This window comes from Methanomassiliicoccus sp. (assembly GCA_033485155.1).
Lineage (GTDB): Archaea > Thermoplasmatota > Thermoplasmata > Methanomassiliicoccales > Methanomassiliicoccaceae > UBA6.
In genome coordinates this window covers 37683-58328 of the sequence record JAWQJJ010000005.1, presented here as the reverse complement: position 1 = coordinate 58328, position 20646 = coordinate 37683, and the positions used below count along the sequence as shown (strand labels likewise).

Here is a 20646-nt window from a genome sequence, read left to right as displayed (position 1 = left end):
GGCGGGGTATGTGCAATGACAAACTAAAAAAATATTCATATAATATATGTATATTGATAATGACACATTGTCCGCCTTGTGGATGCCAAACACATCATAGGTCCCACCATCTGGCGTCTAAATCCACGGTCCCGACTTATCAGTGCCGCTATGACCTCCTCACCGAGGGCGGCACCCATCTCCCATCAAGGGCCCGAGCCTTCGGAGCATAGATGCGCATGGTAAGCCCCAACCGCCCGTTAGCGGGGGAAGGCAGCCAATTAGATTCCTTGTCCGCTCCCGGGGATTCGCTCTGGATGTATATGTCCAGGGAACCATCCTCGCTGTATATCAGGTCGTCGCGGTCCCCTATGGCAAAACGATCCAGGCCGTTGGCGACCTGGAACCCCTCCGAGTCGTACATCGTCAGTGACCAGAACGCCTCCATCGGCGGTAGCTCGTCCCGGTCGAAGTGCAAGACGTACCTGTTCGAGCCATCGAGAGGATTGCCGCCTGCATCGGCCAGGCCCACGAGGTAGATCGCATCCTCCGGAGGGTTCGCCCCGAGGCCGATCATCGCAATGATGGCGCGCTTGAAGTAAGCGTTCCCGTACACCCCCACTCCTTCGGCGATCATCTGCCAACCGTTGACGATCGGCGCGAATGATGAGATCCCTTCCCTGATCCCTTTCAGGCCGTCCGCGGTAGCCTTCTCGAGCGCATCCTTGATTTCGGGAGCTGTCCCGTCCAGATCGAAGCTCTTCCCCGGCTCGAGCCCTATCCGTCGGAACCGTTCGATCTGGGACCAATCAGTGGAGTGAGGAGGATGCAGCTTCATCAGCTCCGCACCGTAGGAGAAGTAGTCTGGAGAGGACATGGTGGCCACCTGCACCATGGGCGGGGTTTGCATGTCCACGCCAGGGTCGCTTCTCGTTTTGGTTATCGATGGTGGCTTGCCCCACTGGGAGAGGGGAGTTATCAAGAATCCTGACTGGACCTCATGCACGGCATCGTAGTCCTTCGGCCCGTTGGTCTGGGTCCGACCAATGATCCACACATAGGGGGTGGGAGCCTCGATGCGCAGCATGCCGTCCGGCAACGATCCGCTCCAGCGAGGAGGGACGACTGCCCAATGCCCCTCCCCGGTGCCGCTCGTCCTCTTCCCGGGGACGGCGAACACATCTGTCCACATGTCCAGCATGGGGAGAAGATAGTAGCGGCCGGCGGTATCGGGGGCGGTGACGACCATCGGCTCTTCGGTCAGGTCGAGCCAGGCGCTCGAATAGAGAGTGTCGAAATTGGGACGCACTACCTCTCGGAAGTCCGCTCTAGGGAAGGCGGACATGTGAGAGAAGGCATTCATCATTCCCAAACTCGGTCCGGTCCCTGGCTCGTGGTTAGTCGTGACTCGCCTAGTGATGTCCATGAGGATGAGCGGATAGAGGTAGTGGTAAGCTTCGATGCCGATCTCATGGATCTCTTGCACGTCGACCTTGGAGCTTGGAGATCGGGGCGATTGCACTAGGTGGGCGCTTCTCACTTACTCTCCTCCAGCATGGTCAATGCTAGGTCAAGGAACGGTATATAACCATTATCTGGCCGCGTTCGAGGTGCCCGGGATGGATCCCGAGAGGTTGATGCAGTGCGCCTCCATCGAAGCCCATTTCCGCCATTGATGCTTGCCTCGTCGCACTCATGGTAATGCTCGCCTTCTCGAAACGCCGATCTCGCGGGCCGTTCGAGATGAATAAAACATCATCATACAGGGGACGTCTCATCTGTGTTCATCATACAACAGAACACGGCCAGCCACGCTCTCCAGACCCCTGTAAATCGTTAAATAATCGGAAGGCCCAGAAACGCACGGTGTTCGCATGGACGCGCAGTCGATGATGAGGGACAAGTACAGCTTGGCAGTGGTCGAGGATTTATCGAACGGAGAGATCAGCGCGGAGAGGATCGCCAAGCAGAACCATCTGCCATCCGTCGGGATCGATAGAGCGGTCAACCACCTCATGGCCGAGGGCATCATCGGCGGTCCGAACACCCACCTCCACCTAACGGAGAAGGGAACGGACCTGGTGAAGGAGATGAGAGGGCTGGAGCAGGTGCCCTCAGGGGTCGCCGACGCCAAAGCTCGATCGCGCATTCCGGACCGCTTCGGGCCGGAGGATAACCGGCAGCGGAAGGAGAACCAAGGTACCTGAGGTCTCTCCCGGCCGAGCACCTCTGATTCGGGGCCTCTGGATTTCAGGGGACGATTGCCGCATACTGGAAGGTCGGCGAGCGTCGGTTAGCTCGGCCTGGTGCTGACTAGCATCCGGTGATATTCACTGGGGAAGATTGATACCATAGATTATGAGTTGGATATCGGGGGATGAATAAAATGAACCATTCAAGCAATATTTCGATCGACAGCATCGAGCGGACCAAGGTCGGCACATATCTCATCTGGGTCGACTCCAATGGCCTTCAGCACTCCACTGAATACACGCTGATGCTCGAATACACCAAGGACGGCCGGTACGGTCTGGCTCATGGGGACGCAGAAGCCATCAAGGCGGCTCTGGATTGCTGATGCTTGACACCGATGGTCATGCTCCCCTGCGTGCCATCGTTCGAATGATCTTATCCTGCAAGTGGGCGATCATCTAGGCCCGGATCGGACATAGCGTCTCGTATTCCTGACTACATGACTCCTTGATAGGGATCCAATCATTGGCCCTTTGGTCGCCCCCTCAGGCGATGGGGATGCGTCAGTTATTCTTCATCGATTCACTCCATTCGGCCTAGGTACCAGCCTAGTAACGTTCTATTTATACGGTGACCGGCCACGTAACCACGATCTCGCATCGCAATGGTGATGCAGGTCATTGGGAGTGATATGATGGCGAAAAAAGAAGAGCCGATGACCATAGTGGTGGCAAGGTATGATGACCTGACCGGCGGGACACGCTCATGGGAAGGTCTGAGAATGATCAGAAAGGAACAGAGCAGGGGTGAAAGGATGGAGATCAGAGATGCCGCTGTTCTCACCAAGACCGCAGATGGCGAGCTCAAGGTCAGGGAGACCAAGGACTTTGGGGCCGGCAAAGGATTCATCACCGGTGCTGTCGTGGGCGGGATCATCGGCATCGCCGCGGGCCCGGTGGGCTGGGCCGCCCTGGGCGTGGGCATCCTGGGCGCTCTGGGCGCTGAACTGAGGAACAAGGGTTTCGACGAGCACCGCATCAAGACCATGGCCTCGGAGATGAAACCGAACAGCTCGGCCATCATCGTGCTGGTGGCGGATCAATGGGTCCCGGAGGTCAAGGAGGAGATCGGAAAGCAGGCCACCGATGTATGGACCCAGGGACTGTCCGGAGATGTCATCCAGCACATGGAGGCCAAGGGCGATGTGACCCTTCCCCCGGAGGCGACGGCCGAGCCCGCCAAGGTGGCTCCCAGGATATAAGAGAAAAGCGTCCGGTGCAGCACGGGCGGCTTCACCGAGGCGCTTCTTCATTTCTTGATCGAACTTTGATGGGCATTAAGGGACTCGAAAAATATGGGAGCCAGGGCCCACGGGCCCTGGTGCCGGTTCACTGCAGGAACTGCTTTACCTCATCCACCGCCTTCTGGGCCGCCACCAGGTCCATAACGTTCATGGTCGGGTTGACGCCGGGGACGATGAACGACTTGACCTCGTTGACACTGGCCAGGCCGAGCCACGAGTAGAACCGGTCGTTCATGAACGAATATACCTTGTCGCCCTGAGGATTGCCACAGGTGAAGACCGCCACAGCCCTCTTCCCTCCGTCAAGCTTGGTCTGATAGCCAGGGCCGTTGGGGTTGCGGGCCAGGAAGGCGTACATGCGGTCCACCGCGCCCTTGAGCCATGCCGTCTCCGCCCCCATGTAGATGGGGGAGCCCAGGACGATGGCGTCCGCCTCCTTGACCGCATTGTAGACCTTGTTCATATCGTCCTTGATGGAGCACAGCTCGTGGGTCTTGCAGTACATGCAGGAGATGCATGGTTTGATCTTCATGTCCACCAGGTCGAAGTACTTCAGGTCCACGTCCGCATGGTCCTCGGTCATCTTCTTCAACAGCGCGGCGGTATTGCCGTCCTTGCGGGGGCTGCCGTTTAAAACTACCACTTTCATCGTTACCTCTCCGTTGCCCGGCGATAGGGCCGGTTGAATATCCACACCCGCTCCACGGCATAAACGTCTTTCGCTGGACGGGCCACGCCTAACGGCTGCATTCTCCACCGCCATGTGACGATGCGCTGGCCATGGATGTCGAGGGCAGTAAAAAAATAAAAGGGGGGGGGGTCTGAGGTCTACTTCATGCGGTCCCCCATCCTCCTGGTCATGCCGTACGCCATCGGCAGGAGCATGATGGCCAGAGCAATGGCGAAGGCCCAGGAGATGTTGGCCACGATGTTGGTGACCCCCGGGAAAGTGGCAAAGATCGCACCCGCGCCGATGATGAGGAATATGGAGTAAAGGACGAACTTTGCATATCCCGCGACCTCCTTGAACTCGGCGTGTTCGTCGATGATCGACTTAACCAGGCCATCGGTCAGGGTTAGGCCGACACCGATGATCACGAAGCCGAGGATCAATGGGTAGATGGTGGTCCCAGATAGCAGCATGGTATCAAAGGCCAGCAGCAGCACGAAGGCGATCAGGCCGATGAACAGGAGGTTCTTCAGCATGTCCGCGATCTCGCCCTTCTGCGGCGGGAACATGGGCTTAATCATCTTGCCGATGAACGATGCCAGGAGATCGGCGAAGACCACTCCGAGGATGATGATCAGGATCCCGGCGAGGAGCCGCGGCAGGTAGTCAGCAATCGATATGAGATAGATGCCAAAGGACCCTCCGACGTTCAGCGTCTCGATGGCGTAGATGAGGGCCAGTATGACGATGAACCCTTCAACGAACCATCCGACGATGTTGGATAGGTCCATGCCTGATTCTCTGAACGCCTTGCCTGCGCTGGTGTTATCGAACGCTCTTTCGAGGCCAAACTTCTCCACAAGCTTGTTGGACGCTCGGCCTACCAGGATCCCGATCACGACACCGACGATGATGATTATTATCGCCGCAATGATGGAAGGGATCGCCCCAATGATGGTATTCCACATGTTGTTCAACGCTTCACTCAAGTCGGCCATTCAGGCCTCACCTCCTTGGTTTCTACGTAGGCCGTCACTATTTATAATCGGCCGATGCGCCGTGCTCATCCAGCGAGCTGGCTAGCATCGCTGGCCATGGTAGATCGTCACCCCCTCCTCGCAATGAAAACTGCGGATGTGGGCTGAGCTCAGAACCGCGTCAAAATCATCGGAAAGGAGCCCGGGACGGTTCCACACGACCATCCTCTAACTTTCCTGGACCAAGTGAGGCGCCGATGCCCGACTTGTTGGAAAGGGATCAGGACACCGCTCGGCGGAACAAGGCTATGCTCGCCCCCAGGGATATGATGCCTATGATGATCGTCACGATGATGGCATTGCCGATCGCGCTCCATTCGAACCCCCGTATGATGAGCCCCTGAAGGGCGTCGCTGATGTAGGAGATTGGATTTATGGTGGCCACCTTCTGCACCCATTCCGGCAGGAGAGGCTTGGGCATCACCGCGGTGGAGAGGAATAGCAAGGGAAAGGTGGTCAGAAGGCCGACGGAAAGCGTGGTCTCCGAGTTCTTGGTCTTCAGCCCGACGAACAGTGATATTCCGGACCAGGCTATGCCGAAGACCATAGACAGCAGGAGGATCAGGATGATGCCCGGCACACCGGTGGCGATCCGCACGCCGACCAGGAGAGCGAGCCCGAGGATGATCGCCACCTGGATGACGATGCTCACGCCGTCGCTTAGGACCTTGCCCAGCAGGATGGATGATTTGCGTATCGGTGCCGTTTTCATCTTATCCAGGTAGCCGCTGTCAATGTCGTTGACCATGCCTATGCCCGATTGCAAGGCGGATGAAGCCACGGTCTGGATGATGACCGCCGCGGTGAAGAAGGTGATGTAGTCGCTGGTCCCGGTGATCTGGGCGAAGCCAGGGATGTCCCCGATGGCCGAGAACGCCTGAGTGAACAGAAGGAACCACACCAGCGGCTGTATGAGGGAGAAGAAGAGATAGATCGGCCGTCTTCTCAGCTTGATGATCCAGCGGTAGAAGACCGTCCCGATCTCCGAGCCCCACTCCATGTTCATCGGGATCGCCTCCCCCGCCTGCCTTTCCTGCTTCCATCCTCCTTCTCACTGACCTTGAGCGTCCTTCCCGTGAGCTTGAGGAACACATCGTCCAGCGTCGGCTCGGCCAGGGTCAGCTTCTTGATCTCGATCCCTTGTCCGTCGAGCGTGCGGACCACCAGGGGCATGGCCGACGACCCGTCCGTGACGGTAAGCACAAGGCCATTCTCGCAGATGTCGTCGATCTCGCAATCCCGGATGTCTCGCACCTGCGGCAGCCCGCCGAGCAGGTCCTTTGCCCTGCTTATCAGCTCAGGATCGTCAGGAAAGCTTATGGCGATAGTGTCCCCGCCGATCTGGGCCTTCAGGCTCTCCGGCACTCCCTCGGAGACGATCCTTCCCTGGTCGATTATGCACAGCCTGTCGGCCAACTGGTCCGCCTCTTCCATATACTGGGTGGTCAAGAATATGGTGGCCCCCTGGCGGTTGAGGAGCCTGATGTAATCCCACAGCTCCCTGCGGCTCTTGGGGTCCAGGCCGGTCGTCGGTTCGTCCAAGAACAAGACCTTGGGATCGGACACCAGTGCGGTGGCCAGGTCCAGACGCTTCCGCATGCCTCCGGAGAATGTCGACAGCTTCCTATCGCCGGCCCCCGCCAGGTTGACTGTTCGCAACAGGCTCTCTACCTTCTCCCTCGCCCTCTCCTTCGGCAGGTGGTAGTATCGACACTGGATGTAGAGGTTCTCCCTCGCCGTGAGGTCGTTGTCGACCCCTACCTCCTGCGAGGCATAGCCGATTATTCGCCTTACCTGATCCGGTTGCTTCGACAGATCCAGGCCATCGATCAGGACCTCTCCCTCGTCCTTCCTGATCAATGTCGTGAGGACCTTGATGGTCGTGCTCTTGCCGGCCCCGTTGGGGCCGAGGAAACCGAATATCTCGCCTCGCTGCACCGAGAACGAGATGCCGTCCACCGCCCTGATGTCCTCGAAGTTCTTCTCCAGCCGGTCAACGATTATGATGTCATCCACGGTGCCGTCCCCCATCGACGACCTGGATAGGTATCACTCACCGCCCGTGATTTAATCCTTTTCCAAATCGCATTGCAGGCTCAGTTAAACCAGCATCATGGTCCGCTCCATAGCAATGGCATTCTACCACTGTACGCTGGTGCCGTTCTCTCCGGACTATGTTCACATCGGCACGCTGGACATATCCCTGCACGCCTTAGCGCAGTTGCGGCAGGTCTCGGCGCAGGCGGACATCTGCCGGTCGTCGTCGAACTGTTCGCAGCTGGCCGCGCACTCGTCGCATATTTTAGCGCAAAGATCGCAGAAATCAGGCGAGAACTTCGAGCTCCTGATCATGCTCTGCACGCTCGTGCTGCAAATCTCCTCGCAATCGCGCATCATTTTCATGTGGCTGACCTCTGCGTGCTCTCCTCCCCTACTGAGGCAGTAGGTCATCGTCCCCAGGCAGGTCTCGTTGCACTCTCTGCATGCCTGGATGCACCCCTCCACGGTGTCGCTCCTCTCGCTCATTGTCATCTCGGCCATTGGGTCACCGTGAAGCCTCTGCCAAGTCGGAATATTAATAACGTTCACGCCTTCGATGCGGAGACCGAGGATGTTGCGGTTCCCATGCTCCCTCAAGTAATAAGCTCAGGGCCCTGACCGTGGTACGGGAGGTTGACGAAGTCTAACGATGATGCTGGCTCGATGATAGTCGGTCTCTCGCTCGATGTAGCTTCGACCTTTGTCGTAGAAATATTTAACTTATGGTCGATTAATTTCCTATGTACGCGAACGAATACCTTGCTCTTTGGCGTTAGACAATTTTTTGCTGTCAAGGTAGCGGTATCGCTGGTATAGTCGAGGCGCTTGGATAGGGTCCGAGCGACCTCACGATTGCGAGGGGGTTGGAGACATGGTAGAACGCATGCTCAGGGCATCGAAGGCCGCGGAACAACAAGATAGGGGAACGAACGTCCAGGCTGACGCATGGAGACTGGACGAGGATAGGGCTGATCTGATAATCTACAGGAAATTCAAGGACCACGTGGATAGGGTGATTACACGCTGAACGGAAGCCAGATTGAGGAGATGAGAGCGGTGACGGATGTGGCCGGCCCTGAACCGGCAAAGGAGACGATCCAATCTCTCGGATTGGGCAACCTCGAGGATTACGAGAGGGCCTGGAGGGAGTTCAATTGGGCGACTATGGATAAGGAGTTCGATTGGTCCAACGGCGGTGTCCACAACATCGCCGCGGAGGCCATGGATCGCCATGCTCGGAACTGGAGGAAGAACAAGATCGCACTGTACTCGATCACCGCCGGCGACAAGGTCAAGAAATTCACCTTCCGGGAGATGTCCCACATCACCACCCGACTGGCCAGCGGGTTGACGAAGCTCGGAGCGGTCAAGGGCGACCGCATCTTCGTATTCCTGGACCGGACCTCGGAGCTGTACATGTCGATGCTCGGTATCGTTAAAATGGGAGGCATCGCCGGCCCCCTGTTCTCTGCGCTGGGGCCGGAGGCGTTCAAGGACCGGGCCCTCGACTGCGGCGCCCGGTTTGTGATCACCTCTCCCTATCTGTACAAGCGGCTGGAGCCGATCATGGACGACTTGGTCGACGTTCAGAAGTTCATCATCGTCGGTGACAATTCGGACCTCGGCGAGCGAACGGTGAGCTTTGAGGACATACTCGCTTCCGGTGACCCATCGTTCCGAACCGTCGACATGGCCCCCAACGAGCCGTACATCATCCACTACACCTCGGGCTCGACCGGGAAACCGAAGGGCGTGCTGCTGGGACACCAGGCCATGGTGCAGCACCTTTTCACCTCTAAGAACGTCCTCGACCTCAGGGAGGATGACATTTATTGGTGCACCGCCGACCCCGGGTGGGTCACCGGCACCACCTACGGCATCTTCGGACCGTGGTGCCTTGGTACCTCGATCGTTTCCTACGAAGGCCGCTTCGATCCCAGGACCTGGTACGCGATCCTGCAGGACTACGGGATCACCGTCTGGTATACGGCTCCGACGGCCCTCAGGATGCTGATGAGGGCCGGTGACGATGCGGTGAAGGAGTATGATCTATCCTCCCTGCGCCACATCTGCTCGATCGGAGAGCCCCTCAACGCCGAGGTCGTGCGGTGGGGAATGAGGGTCCTGGACCGCCGCATCCATGATACGTGGTTCCAAACCGAGACCGGAGCGATTACGATATGCAACTATCCTTGCATGGCCATAAAGCCGGGGTCGATGGGTAAACCGATCCCGGGGGTCAAGGTCGGAATAGTCGACGAGGAGGGTAATGAGTTGCCACCGGGGCGAGAAGGCTTCCTGGCCATCCGGCCGGGCTGGCCGTCGATGATGCTGGGCATCTGGAGGAACACTCCCAAGTTCAAGGAGTACTTCCGCGTCCCCGGCTGGTACATCGCCGGGGACCAGGCATACAAGGACGAGGACGGCTACTTCTGGTTCCTGGGCCGAGCTGACGACGTCATCAAGACCTCCGGCGAGCGGCTCGGACCGTTCGAGGTCGAGTCGGCGCTCATCGAGCACCCCGCCGTCGCCGAGGCCGGGGTCATCGGAAAACCGGACGAGCTGCGGGGCGAGATCGTCAAGGCCTTCATCACCCTGCGCCCGGGGCACGCTCCCTCCGACCAACTGAAGGAGGACATCACCAAGTTCGTCAAGACTCGGCTGGCATACTACGCGTACCCGAGGGAGATCGAGTTCGTCGACACGCTGCCGAAGACGCGCAGCGGCAAGATCATGCGCCGGGTGCTCAAGGCCAAGGAGCTCGGTCAGCCGCTGGGGGACCTCTCCACGCTGGAGGATTGAGGGCAACTACCAAGCATCCGAGGGTCCCGGATGCAGGCCCGGACGGCCGATAGTAATATGCGGTCGTCCGGGAGTTTTTTCAAACGTCGCTCGATCGGTCAAATATCGAGGCCGAACGCCTCGGCAAATTCCTCCATCCGCCTGAACTCGACAATGAACTTCTGTCCCTCGTCAGTAATTGAGTAGAACGCACGCTCCCCCTCTTGCTCTTTATCGATGAGGCCCGACTCCTCCAACTGCTGCAGGTATTTGGAGAGGCGGTCATGCGAGAGATTGGATCGGTACAGTATGTGCGTGACCTTGGCCGGAGAGCTCTCCGATATCGCCCTCAGGATGTCAGCGAATATGCGGCCCTTTGAGCGGTACTTCTGAGGCCCCCTCATCCGCCCCTCCTCAGGCCATAGAGCACTGCGAAGAGCGAGATGAAGCCAGAGAGCTCGAACACTCGTCCGAAGACGTAGATAATGTCCTCGACCGGGCTGAACATGATCAAGATGTGACTGATCAGCAACAGGAGGAAACTGAACGTGACCATGATCGAGTAACGACTTCGTTTCACGACCAGATGAGCAAACTGAGCTATGACTATCGCCAGGAGAAGGATGACCAGGATTAGCTCCATCAGCGGCCCCAGGGTGAGCAATGTACTGCCATTGCCTCCGCCCCACATGCCCCCGCCTCCCCCTGCCCCACCGCCATTCCCTCCTGCCCCCATCACTCCCCCTCCAAGAGCGACTGTGGACTCCCTTAGGCGGCTGGCATAGGCAAAGATAAGGAAAGAGTATGCGAGCATGCTCATCCCATAATACGCCCAGAAGCCGACATCCGCTATGGAGAGCGGATCTGAAGGCGCCGTGAATGAGATCCCCAGGGCGTAGGTGTAACTGAGAGTGATCCCGTTGATGAACAATCCAACTGCCAACAGCAGGAATGCCAGGAATATTTTCTGCAATGTGCTGTCCTTGATCAATTGGTGGCCCTTCATGGCATACAGGGCGACGGCTAGGGCAACGAACGCGGTGATCAACTGAAAAAGCGCATCGTATGGCAGGAACCAGCGTGGCGGGAACATGAGGTCACACTAAATTCGTTTTATCTCCTGATATATATTGAATATTTGAATGAAGCGCATGATCTCCCGTAAAGACTCTAATGGCTCCGTGTCTCTTAACGATAGGTAAAACGGATCGCCGCGTCGCTCTCCCAAGCCAGGCTATAGAACTGATTTAATATTATCTTATAATTTGAATGAATCATCCATATGATTCTTTCCGACCTGAGATAAAACAAGACATCGATTTGCCGAACAGAGGCATTGAATGAAACCAACCTACAAGATGATGGTAATCGGCGCCGTAGGTGCGCTGATGGTAGCTGGACTGGCGATCGCCTTGCTCATCGATCAGAACGACGTTACGGCGGTCGGATCGGAGACCCCTGCGGTCTCCATTCAGAGCTACGGTTCCAACGTGGCCGGCGAAGCCGTTCAGGTGTCCACCGCCGTCGACGGGGAAAGCGTACCTCTCAGCGGGGTACAGGTCAACATATGCCGGATGAACATCACCTCTGACGGCGAGCATCTCACTTTCAGAGTGATGGAAATGACCACACTGATGACCGATGCGAACGGCAAGGCGATGTATAACTTCTCAGATGGCTCGAAGTACATGATATGCGCCGAGAACCAGCAAATGAGAGGCTTCACCAGCATGAACATGAACGATACGGAGGCCAACCTCTGTTATGCCCACCAGTGGCAATGGAACAATATGAACGGGCAGGCGTTCACCGAGCATGGTTACGGCCAAGACAGCTCGATAGGCTCGGGGTCCGGAGCGAACGAGAGCGTGACCAGGGATCCGACCCAGGGCCGGGTGATGGCTTAGAGCGGCTCTTACCAGTGATCTAGCCCCCTCCATTGAATCCCTTACATGAACGGGCCGGGAAGAAGGCCTCACTTCAGCCCCGCCCGGCGCCGTTCGTGGCCAAGGCTCAACGAACTAATGCACCAATCAATCGCCTTCGGCCTTTCCAGTACCTTCACCTTAACGTATTTAATCCCCCGACTTACTCACTTTCAGCATGGAAGACATCGATTCCAACGTGGGGTTCAGCATGACCTCTCCGTTGCCCTATGTGTTGGTGACTTCGGCGGACAAGGAAGGCAGAGCCAACGTCCTGGGTGTCTCCTGGGTCACCAAGCTTTCCTTCGACCCCTTCCTTATGGCAGTGTCCATCGGCCATACCCGGTACTCCCATGACCTCATCAAAAATAGCGGGGAGTTCGTCATCTGCTATCCTTCCGCCGAACAGAGCAAACAGGCCCTATACTGCGGCTTCCACTCCGGCCGGTGCGAGGATAAGTTCGCTCGGAGCGGCCTGGCGGCCACCCCTAGCAGGAAGGTCAAACCGCCGACGATCGAGGGGTGTACGGTCGCTTTCGAATGCAGGCTCTTCGATTCCCACGAGGTAGGGGACCACACGTTGTTCGTCGGAGAGGTGGTAGCGGTCACCGGCGATCCCGAGAGGCCTTATCATACCTTCGTGACCGTCGGCCAGAGGCCGATAGCTATGGGTCCGAAGGGGAATGTGAGATCATAGATCGGTGCCTCGTCTCCCGGCCGACCCTCGTCCGGCACATCGTTCACGGGCGGTCGTTATCATCTTAATTGAATGTGCCATTATCTTTAATAGCTACTATCGATATTAGTATCAAATAGTGAGGATTGAATGAACGAAGAACGATTGGCGTGGGACGAGCCGGCCAGCTTGCGAGATGGACACGAAGCCTCCCGCAAGGGGATGGACCTCAGCGAAAGGAACTGGTCCATCATAGCGGTGTCCCTGAGCCTAGTATACTTCCTGATCGGCGCTTCGATAATGATCCCGGTCGTGGAGACCACCACGGCGACCCTGGTGGGCGGGAACGCCGGCGATACCTCCTCCAGCATCACTCTGGTCTCTCCCAGCAATGGTGCCACCGTTTCCGGTAGCACCGCTACCCTGTCCTGGAACAGCTCCTCGGCTGCTTCCTACTTCGGACTGCGGGTCTCGGAGAGCAGCGACCTTACCGACCCCTATAACGTGACGACCAGGCAGAACAGCCTCGTGCTCAACGGGTTGGAGATCGGAACGACCTACTATTGGTCGGTCTGCCCGATCATCAATAACGCCTATGGGATATGGAGCGATGTCTGGTCCTTCACCGCAGGTAGCCCGTCAGGTTCCCCTACCCCTGTCGCTCCTCTGAACAACACAATCTACATCGACGAGATCCCAGTGCTAGCCTGGACCACCGTCACCGGCGCCAGCGCATACAGGGTCGAGATCTCCACCGACGCGAATTTCACTGATATCCTGACCTCGGCTGAAGTGAGCGGGACCAACTATACTGCGTCCGAGATGACCGACGTGAACACCACTTATTACTGGAGGGTAGCGGCCGAGACAGGCGATGGATGGACCGATTGGTCTCCCCAGAGGGCACTATTCGTGTCCCCACTTACCTACACGGTGACAAGGACGTGGACATTCTATGCCGACGACAGCACCTGGACGCTCAGTACCAACGTCTCCGCCGAGGATTACTGGGGTGCGAAGACCCTGCCCCGGGGGACCATGCACAGCGAACAGGAGTACGCCAATTACGTGACATACGACGAGGCGGTCAACGAGACGGCGGCTCAGCTCTCGGCCATGGCCGCAAGCAAAGGCTATGACGAGTATACCACTGCCTGCTTCGTCCTCTCCTTCGTCCAGAATATCCGTTACGACTCGGACCTCAACACCACCGGCGAGGAAGAATATCCGCGGTACCCGGTGGAGACGCTGGTGGACGGGGTGGGGGACTGCGAGGACACCTCCATCCTGTTCGCTTCCCTCATCCAGACTTCGTACTTTGGCCTCGACGCGGTACTGGTTAGTCTTTCCACGCCCAACAGCGACGTCGGCCACATGGCCGTGGGGCTGTACTTCGATCGGTCCGACCTGCCCAGTGAGGTCAGCTTCACTTACAACGGGACCAAATATACTCTATCTCAGGACCAGCTGCTCTCCTGGGAGGTCAGGACCTATCGATACGGTCAAAGCTACGGGTACTACTACTGCGAGTGTACCTCGGTGATGCCCATCGGCTGGCCAACGGAGGTCGAGAGCTGGTACTACACGCTGATCCCGTGCTGACGTAGGTCGGATAAAAACACTTATATCGAGGTCCCGATGGCGTGCCGTGAAGGTCCGCGTGGAGACCTACGGCTGCACCATGAACCAGGGCGAGGGAGCGGAGCTGGCCGAGAAGCTCGCCGCTCTGGGTCACGAGGTGGTGGACGACCCCCGGGACGCGGATCTGGTGGTTCTCAACACCTGCACGGTGATCAAGGAGACCGAGAACCGCATGCTCAAGCGCATGGCCGAGCTCAACGGGCAGCGCAAGAAAATCATCGTTGCCGGGTGCATGGCTTCGGTGCAAGCGGACGAGATCATCAAGCATGCGCCCAGCGCCATCATTATGGCTCCTCGGGACTATCCCTCGTTCTCGTCGGTGGTGGAGAGCGCCTTCGGGCGGGGCGAGGCGTCGCCCTTAGTGGTCCAGTCCTGCCCGGTGACCTCGGTGCTCCCGGTGGCTCAGGGGTGCATCGGCGCCTGCTCTTACTGCATCACCAGGTTCGCCCGAGGGACTCTGGCCAGCTATCCCGCCGACTCCCTCATCGCCGCCGCCAGGTCCGCGCTGCAGGCGGGGGCGCGGGAGCTTCTGGTAACCGCCCAGGACACCGCATGCTATGGCTTCGACCGGGGCACCGATCTCTCCGCCCTGCTGGACGGGATCACCGCCCTGCCAGGGGAGTTCATGGTGCGGGTGGGCATGATGAACCCCGATAACCTCGGCCGCATTATCGACCGCTTCCTCCCTTCGTGGACCTCGCCCAAGGTGTACCAGTTCACCCACCTGCCGGTGCAGAGCGGCAGCGCGGCGGTGCTGGAAGGAATGAACCGCGGTTACCGGCCGGAGGAGTTCACATCCCTGGTCGCCAGACTGAGGGCGGCCTCGCCGTCCATGACCCTGTCCACCGACATCATCACCGGCTTCCCCGGGGAAACTGAGGAGGACCACCGCGCCACCGTCGATTTGCTGAACGAGGTCCGCCCGGACACCGTCAACGTGACTCGGTTCTCCCCGCGCCAGGGGACCCCGGCGGCCAGAGCCCGCAATCAGGTGCCGGGCTGGGTGTCCAAAGAGCGCTCGCGAGAGCTGTCTCGCCTCAGATTCGAGATATCCTCGGCGGTCAACGCCGCCCTGGTGGGGAGGCGGGAGAAGGTCTTGGTGACCGAGGAGGGCAAGAGCGGCACCTCCATCGCCCGGACGGCGTCGTACAAGCCGGTGGTCCTGCCGGGGAAGCTGCCGCTGGGCACCTGGCTGGACGCGGAGGTCGTGTCCAGCGCCCCGACCCATCTATTCGGCAGGACCCTGTGACCTCAGGGTCGCCGACGGCTAGCCGAGGGTAAAGAGTGAAATATCTTTTCAATATACCTCAGGATGTCGGCCCGGACCCCGGTGCCGCCATAGCCCCGTAGTGTAGTGGTCAATCATGCCGGCCTTTGGAGCCAGCGACGGCAGTTCGAATCTGCCCGGGGCTACCTCTTCTCTCCAACCGATAACAGATCACCATCGTTCGTTGTGCACGAGCAATTCGATCTTCACCCTGGGCGGCTTGGTACCTTCCCTCATCGGCCTCCCGATCGGGATCAGGGTCAGGGGGCGGACGTGCTTCGGGAGTCCCAAAGTGTCAGCTACCTTTCTTTCGTCGAAGGCCCCGATCCAGCAACCCCCATACCCTCGGGCGGTGATGTACAGCAGCATGTTCTCCACCGAGGCCGAGACGTCCTGTATGGCGTACAGGTCCTTGCCTCGGGGGCCGTACTCGATTACCCGATCGAGGTTGGCGCAGCATACGATCATCACCGGTGCGTCCATCAGGAACTTGTGGCCGGGCGAGGCGTCCGCCAGCTTTGCCCTCATGCCTTCGTCTCGAACAACGACGAAGTCCCTGGCCTGGAGGTTCCCGGCCGAGGGTGCCTGATTGGCCATCAAGAGGGCGTTCTCAATGACATCCTCCGGTACCGGCTCGTCGGTGAACGCCCTGACGCTCCTTCTCTTCTCGAAGCATTCGATAATGTCCAGCACGACTCCCTCCCAGCTCGACTAGAGTATCGCATTGCAGACTATTAATCATTCTCTACATGTGGAATTGTAAGGGCGGCGCTGAAGGAAAGGTTTATAGGTGTAATGTTGATATTGTTGCAATGGTGATAATGGTGACGAATGATAATGGCACCAATGAACCGGAGCTTGATTCCAAATTCAGGAAGAATCTGCGGACTCAATTGCAAGAGCGGGAGGAGCGATTGCCATCGGAATATGAGAAGGCGGAACGGCAACGTGAGGCAGAAGAGTTCGAGGAGGCCATGTCCATGCCTTTCGTCCAGCCCGCATTGAAATGGCTGGGCGGCGTGATCGGTACGCTGCTGTTCACCTTCGGCCTCATTTGGTTCATGTCGTTCTTCGGCATTGTCTTGCCGTGGTACGCCGCCTTCTCGATCCTGCTGATGATCGCGGGCGGCGCCTTTATCGTGGCCGCGGCAACACGCAAAAGGAGGTGAACGAATGACTGATGTCACCATTCGAGGGATCGACGACGAGGTCTACGCTCGCTTCACCGCCGAGGCGAAGAAACGCGGCGTGGCCATCGGCGAACTGACCACTATGGTCATGCGGGCCCTGATCGACGAGACTAGCACCCGGACATATCACATCGGCGATCTGTCGGACCTCAGTGTCTCCAAGAAGGACCTGGACTCACTAGAGGGGACGGTCATCTTCTCGAATATCAAGACGTTGGAGTTCGAGGACAAGATCGACTGGGAGATCTTCGACCAGCATGTGGGGGCCATTGTGAAGGTCGGCCTAGTGAAGATACCGCCAGCCCTCACACGGTTCCAGGTTCTCACAAAGTGCCGTAACGTGGGCAAGGTAATCGAAATGAAATAGGCATAAGCTGGGCGGGGGGTTCGATGTGCGCGCCCCCATGCCAACCTATTTCTCCGGACCGATCATCTACTGTTCGTGAGCGTCGATTGCGAGATCGTTTTGGAGTACGAAACGGAGAGGGATGCCATCGCGGTGATGGAAGCGATATCCCCGGACAATGCCCCCTACGCCGAGGCGGAGCGGGATGGGATGAAGGTCATCATCCGCTCGCGCTCCGACACCTGCCCCCAGATGCTACACACCATGGAAGACCTCCTCGCATGCGTCAGGGTGGCCGAGGAGACGGTGCAGGCGTCGAAGTGATCAGAGCTTGATGCCCTCGCGGACCTTGACAGCGATCCCGGTGCGGAAGGAGAACATCTCGTCCCTGGTCAGCATGGTCCGCCCGAGCGCGACCAGCTCATCCTTCTGATCCACGACCAGGGCCTCGTCCATGGGGCGGAGTTCGGGGTCGCACTCGATCACGAACGCGTTGAACACGTTCTTGCCCTCACGGTTGAATGGTATGGAATCATCCTTGACCGTCACCCTGAGCCGGGGGGCGGGGAATCCGTTCTTGAGTCGCACTGCTCCCGGTGGGCGGAGAGTGAAAAAGCCATCGTTGGCGCGCATGGATAGGATGTGCTCCCCGTCCACAAGCACGTTCCTGATCTTGCCGGTGGTCTCCGATTTCTTGATCGTAACCCTGCCCTTCAGCAGTATGTCCGCCGCACCCTTGCCGAACTGGTAGTCGCATACCGCCCGCACCCTGGCGATGTCGATGTCGAATGATGGCTTCTTCCGGCACATCATCTCCAGGGTGTCGATCGTAGCTTGTCCATCCCACGCTACTCCGAGCGCATAGGGGTGCTCATGAGATAGGTGCTCCATCTGTTCCCTGATCCGCTCCTTGGTCTCCCGGTCCACGGGCTCGGGGAACAACGATTGGGCCACGGGATACATCTCGTCGAGCTCGATGGGCACGGCACCCACCGGCGAAGCGACGAAGAAGTGGGCATCGCACGATTCCAGCACATCGGCCATCTCTTTCTGGTAGTGCCTGGCGTACGGCTTCCCGGACTCCTCGAATGCTACCATGACCTCGGTGTCAGGGTACTTGTAACGCTCGAAGAACCTCTGCTCGTAGCGGAGGAACACCGGGCGATTCAGGGTCTCCGGACCGGTGTACAGCAGGCTGTTGTCTCGGCTCAAGGGCTCGAACTTCTCCAGATATCCCTTGTGCCTGGCCAGCCGGCGCAGGGCGCTGAGCAGGGCGGGATGGGCGCGGCAGCGCCTCTCCACCAGCTCCCACAGGTCCCCCTCGAGGATGGCCCGCTTGACCCGCTGCACTTCCTCCAGCGAGACCCACAGGTTGTGGCGGGCGATGAGCGCCGTGCGCTCCGCCGGCTTCATCGCCACGATCTCCTGGTAGGAATGGGACTGGCAGGCGGGGCAGTGGCAGTGCACTCCCTTCATGTCTACCAGGCTGGCGGTGCCCTCGGGGAACATGAACCGGTCGTCCCGGGCGAACTTGGCATAGGAGGCGGAATCGAACATGTCGCAGCCCAAGAGGGCGGCTAGGGCAAACACCATGGGGTGCCCAGCGCCGAACAGGTGGACCGGCCGGCTGGGGTCCAGCCCTTTCTTGGACGCCACGATGACGTCGACCAGCTCCGTGAACCTATATTGCTCCATGAGCGGCACCACTCCGCCGATGGGGTGCACATCCACATCCACGAGCGCCAGGCGGCGGGCGCAATCCTCACGCAGGTCCTCGAACACCGAGCCCTGCACCACGCCGGCGAGGAGCATGCCACCCTTCAGCTGAGCGGCCTCGATGGTCCGGTCCATGGTGACATCGACCGCGTGAGAGGTCTTCTCCTTGCTCCAGTCCGGCTCGGTAAAGATGTCCAGCACCGTACCGATGTCGGTGCCGATGTCCCGCTGGAAGTTGATGATGTCCTCGTTCTTGACCTCGACCTCACCGTACATGTGCGACTGGAAGGTGCCGGAGTCGGTCATGATGACCCCGGGGAAGTCGAGCATCTCGTGCAGACCGACCTCCTTGGCCCTGGCGTTGAGCTTGGGATCGTTCCTAATGATGTAGGAATTGGTGATAAGGGCCCGGAAGCCGAACACGTCGTGCAGTTCCCGGGGAGGGACGGTCACCAGGCGGGGGTTCACCACCGGCAGGAGCGCCGGCGTCTCCAGCTGCCCATGGGGGGTATCCAGCTTCCCGATCCTGGCCAGGCCGTCGCGCCTGATGAGCTCGAACATGTTCCAAGGGATGGCAGGTCGGTTAATAAGTCTTTAGCCATTCGTCATATCTGGCTGAGCTGGACAGGTACAATTCCAATCTAGGAATCTTGGTTCGGGGGTCCCGCTGATGGTGGTCCTCCGCCGGCGCGGCCGTGAACTCCTTGTGCCTTGCGCCCTGCATCCCGGCGTGATGTGCGATCTTAATAGGATCGTCTTCCTGTCGGAGTCATCGTCCTGCCTCGGATGCGGCTACGTGTTCCAAAGCGATTACGATGATCTTTTAGTGAAACCATTTACACAAGAAATCCCCAAAACCCCTCAGGCGGTAGCAAGGCTTGCCCGTCTTGCTGCCGTCAATACGGGGGGATGCTTCTGAACAATGGAGAGCTGGGAGATCAACTTCCCCCCGGAAGGCCCACAGCCACCGACCCCGGCTCTCCTTCCTCTCATCCGTTCGCTTCAGAGTTGGAAAAGTTCGCTCAACTTAAAGTAGCGATCGTTGACGTATCTAACTGTGCTGGGATCGAGGATATTCCGTTATCCTACAGGAATAAGAGCACCTCGATCCCTTCACACCCTACTAAATTTGAGTATTGCCCGCTAGTTGCAAGGAATGCCTTAAAACCAAGGCCTGGCGATCTGATAGCTGAGTGCCCATGTTATGCGGCGGTAGTCCCTCCCTATAGTCGCAAATGCTATTATGAGCCGCAATGCTGGAGGGGCTGGGCATCTCCTGGAATGGAACTCCAGATGAAAGAACTGGCGAAGGCGGCATTGGAGCTTACCAGGTACCGGATAAGTTGCTTCATCTCATACTTGAAGGGGACTAGGACGATTGGGAGGATCTCAAAGTGATCTCTCCCTTCGTCCGGGCTGATATCCTTTATCAAGAATACCTCGAAAAGAGGCATTACCTAACACTCCTCGATTCACAAGAGGAAAAGAATGAGAAGGGTTCATTCCCAACTCATTTTTACGAACGTTCGGGTGGCACTTTCGGCAAAATGGCCATCCAGATAGGAAACACGTACACAAGATGTCTCTATGTGTTGTGTTGTGTTGTTGTGTGCCTCTCTCTAAAGGAAGACCCTGTAGAGATTGGTACTGAAGACAAGAGCAGTTTGAGGATAGCCAGTATGTATTTTAGGTATTTTGATGGACCATTTTTTGTGTCCGTCATCTCCCCCTAATTTACCCCCTCGCTGCTTGCGTCGCGACAACGGTGCACTAGCGGTAGCGCTAGCATAGCAAGCTCTACAAATTAGCGCTCGCTGGCAAGGCACAGCCTCGCAAAAGGAGGCACACAGCACAACACAACACAACACAACACAACACACAA

At 58.2% G+C, this 20646-nt stretch carries 23 protein-coding genes and 1 tRNA gene; 14 read left to right on the top strand and 10 right to left on the bottom strand.

Translation table 11 applies throughout. The annotated features are described in order from the left end of the window. Positions 1-148: 148 nt before the first annotated feature. On the bottom strand, positions 149-1519 hold the full coding sequence (locus tag SA339_08555; GenBank protein MDW5563263.1) for a DUF1254 domain-containing protein: 1371 nt from the start codon (positions 1517-1519) through the stop codon (positions 149-151). 334 nt (positions 1520-1853) lie between these two features. On the opposite strand from SA339_08555, the gene SA339_08550 reads away from it, so the two are divergent. The 3 genes from SA339_08550 (at position 1854) to SA339_08540 (ending at position 3433) form a co-directional block, all read left to right on the top strand. Then, positions 1854-2186 (top strand): hypothetical protein, encoded by a 333-nt coding sequence (locus SA339_08550; GenBank protein ID MDW5563262.1) that lies wholly within the window; start codon positions 1854-1856, stop codon positions 2184-2186. Positions 2187-2365: 179 nt separating this feature from the next. Beyond that, positions 2366-2557 (top strand): hypothetical protein, encoded by a 192-nt coding sequence (locus SA339_08545; protein ID MDW5563261.1) that lies wholly within the window; start codon positions 2366-2368, stop codon positions 2555-2557. 309 nt (positions 2558-2866) lie between these two features. Further along, positions 2867-3433: a DUF1269 domain-containing protein gene (locus SA339_08540; protein MDW5563260.1), complete on the top strand. Its 567-nt coding sequence runs from the start codon at positions 2867-2869 to the stop codon at positions 3431-3433. A gap of 127 nt (positions 3434-3560) precedes the next feature. Here SA339_08540 and SA339_08535 read toward each other — a convergent pair whose 3' ends face one another. From SA339_08535 to SA339_08515, 5 genes are all read right to left on the bottom strand, one after another. After that, positions 3561-4124 (bottom strand): flavodoxin family protein, encoded by a 564-nt coding sequence (locus SA339_08535; GenBank protein MDW5563259.1) that lies wholly within the window; start codon positions 4122-4124, stop codon positions 3561-3563. Between the two features lie 179 nt (positions 4125-4303). Beyond that, the gene (locus tag SA339_08530) at positions 4304-5143 is read right to left on the bottom strand and encodes a hypothetical protein (protein MDW5563258.1); all 840 of its coding nucleotides are present in this window, start codon (positions 5141-5143) and stop codon (positions 4304-4306) included. Positions 5144-5402: 259 nt separating this feature from the next. After that, entirely contained in the window at positions 5403-6188 is a 786-nt protein-coding gene (locus SA339_08525; protein ID MDW5563257.1) for an ABC transporter permease, read from the bottom strand. Next, a complete protein-coding gene (locus SA339_08520) occupies positions 6185-7213 on the bottom strand; it encodes an ATP-binding cassette domain-containing protein (protein ID MDW5563256.1) in 1029 nt (342 codons plus the stop codon). The genes SA339_08525 and SA339_08520 overlap by 4 nt, the downstream gene beginning before the upstream one ends. A 147-nt stretch (positions 7214-7360) precedes the next feature. Next, complete coding sequence (locus SA339_08515; protein ID MDW5563255.1) at positions 7361-7723, bottom strand: four-helix bundle copper-binding protein; 363 nt, start codon at positions 7721-7723, stop codon at positions 7361-7363. 370 nt (positions 7724-8093) lie between these two features. Here SA339_08515 and SA339_08510 point away from each other — a divergent pair, with 370 nt between their 5' ends. Then, positions 8094-8249: a hypothetical protein gene (locus tag SA339_08510; protein ID MDW5563254.1), complete on the top strand. Its 156-nt coding sequence runs from the start codon at positions 8094-8096 to the stop codon at positions 8247-8249. A gap of 20 nt (positions 8250-8269) precedes the next feature. After that, the gene (acsA, locus tag SA339_08505; protein ID MDW5563253.1) at positions 8270-10024 is read left to right on the top strand and encodes an acetate--CoA ligase; all 1755 of its coding nucleotides are present in this window, start codon (positions 8270-8272) and stop codon (positions 10022-10024) included. A gap of 98 nt (positions 10025-10122) precedes the next feature. Here the strand turns inward: acsA and SA339_08500 are convergent, their stop codons facing one another. Further along, positions 10123-10407 carry a winged helix-turn-helix domain-containing protein gene (locus tag SA339_08500; GenBank protein ID MDW5563252.1) on the bottom strand — a complete coding sequence of 95 codons (285 nt, stop codon included), beginning with the start codon at positions 10405-10407 and terminating at the stop codon, positions 10123-10125. After that, positions 10404-11096 (bottom strand): hypothetical protein, encoded by a 693-nt coding sequence (locus SA339_08495; protein MDW5563251.1) that lies wholly within the window; start codon positions 11094-11096, stop codon positions 10404-10406. The genes SA339_08500 and SA339_08495 overlap by 4 nt, the downstream gene beginning before the upstream one ends. 247 nt (positions 11097-11343) lie before the next feature. On the opposite strand from SA339_08495, the gene SA339_08490 reads away from it, so the two are divergent. The 5 genes from SA339_08490 (at position 11344) to SA339_08470 (ending at position 15658) form a co-directional block, all read left to right on the top strand. Then, positions 11344-11910: a hypothetical protein gene (locus SA339_08490; protein ID MDW5563250.1), complete on the top strand. Its 567-nt coding sequence runs from the start codon at positions 11344-11346 to the stop codon at positions 11908-11910. 196 nt (positions 11911-12106) lie between these two features. Continuing rightward, entirely contained in the window at positions 12107-12625 is a 519-nt protein-coding gene (locus SA339_08485) for a flavin reductase family protein (protein MDW5563249.1), read from the top strand. Between the two features lie 129 nt (positions 12626-12754). Then, positions 12755-14206 (top strand): hypothetical protein, encoded by a 1452-nt coding sequence (locus tag SA339_08480; GenBank protein ID MDW5563248.1) that lies wholly within the window; start codon positions 12755-12757, stop codon positions 14204-14206. A 46-nt stretch (positions 14207-14252) separates the two neighbouring features. Then, a complete protein-coding gene (locus SA339_08475) occupies positions 14253-15494 on the top strand; it encodes a tRNA (N(6)-L-threonylcarbamoyladenosine(37)-C(2))-methylthiotransferase (protein ID MDW5563247.1) in 1242 nt (413 codons plus the stop codon). 91 nt (positions 15495-15585) lie between these two features. Then, positions 15586-15658 (top strand) — tRNA-Gln (locus SA339_08470). Between the two features lie 25 nt (positions 15659-15683). Here the strand turns inward: SA339_08470 and SA339_08465 are convergent. Next, positions 15684-16205: a nitroreductase family protein gene (locus SA339_08465; protein MDW5563246.1), complete on the bottom strand. Its 522-nt coding sequence runs from the start codon at positions 16203-16205 to the stop codon at positions 15684-15686. A gap of 119 nt (positions 16206-16324) precedes the next feature. On the opposite strand from SA339_08465, the gene SA339_08460 reads away from it, so the two are divergent. From SA339_08460 to SA339_08450, 3 genes are all read left to right on the top strand, one after another. Then, positions 16325-16681 (top strand): hypothetical protein, encoded by a 357-nt coding sequence (locus tag SA339_08460; GenBank protein ID MDW5563245.1) that lies wholly within the window; start codon positions 16325-16327, stop codon positions 16679-16681. Positions 16682-16685: 4 nt separating this feature from the next. Beyond that, the gene (locus SA339_08455) at positions 16686-17069 is read left to right on the top strand and encodes a hypothetical protein (GenBank protein MDW5563244.1); all 384 of its coding nucleotides are present in this window, start codon (positions 16686-16688) and stop codon (positions 17067-17069) included. Between the two features lie 75 nt (positions 17070-17144). Then, positions 17145-17372: a KEOPS complex subunit Pcc1 gene (locus tag SA339_08450; GenBank protein ID MDW5563243.1), complete on the top strand. Its 228-nt coding sequence runs from the start codon at positions 17145-17147 to the stop codon at positions 17370-17372. Here the strand turns inward: SA339_08450 and tgtA are convergent, their stop codons facing one another. Next, a complete protein-coding gene (tgtA, locus tag SA339_08445) occupies positions 17373-19325 on the bottom strand; it encodes a tRNA guanosine(15) transglycosylase TgtA (protein ID MDW5563242.1) in 1953 nt (650 codons plus the stop codon). An 833-nt stretch (positions 19326-20158) separates the two neighbouring features. On the opposite strand from tgtA, the gene SA339_08440 reads away from it, so the two are divergent. After that, positions 20159-20497 (top strand): hypothetical protein, encoded by a 339-nt coding sequence (locus tag SA339_08440; protein MDW5563241.1) that lies wholly within the window; start codon positions 20159-20161, stop codon positions 20495-20497. Positions 20498-20646: the final 149 nt, after the last annotated feature.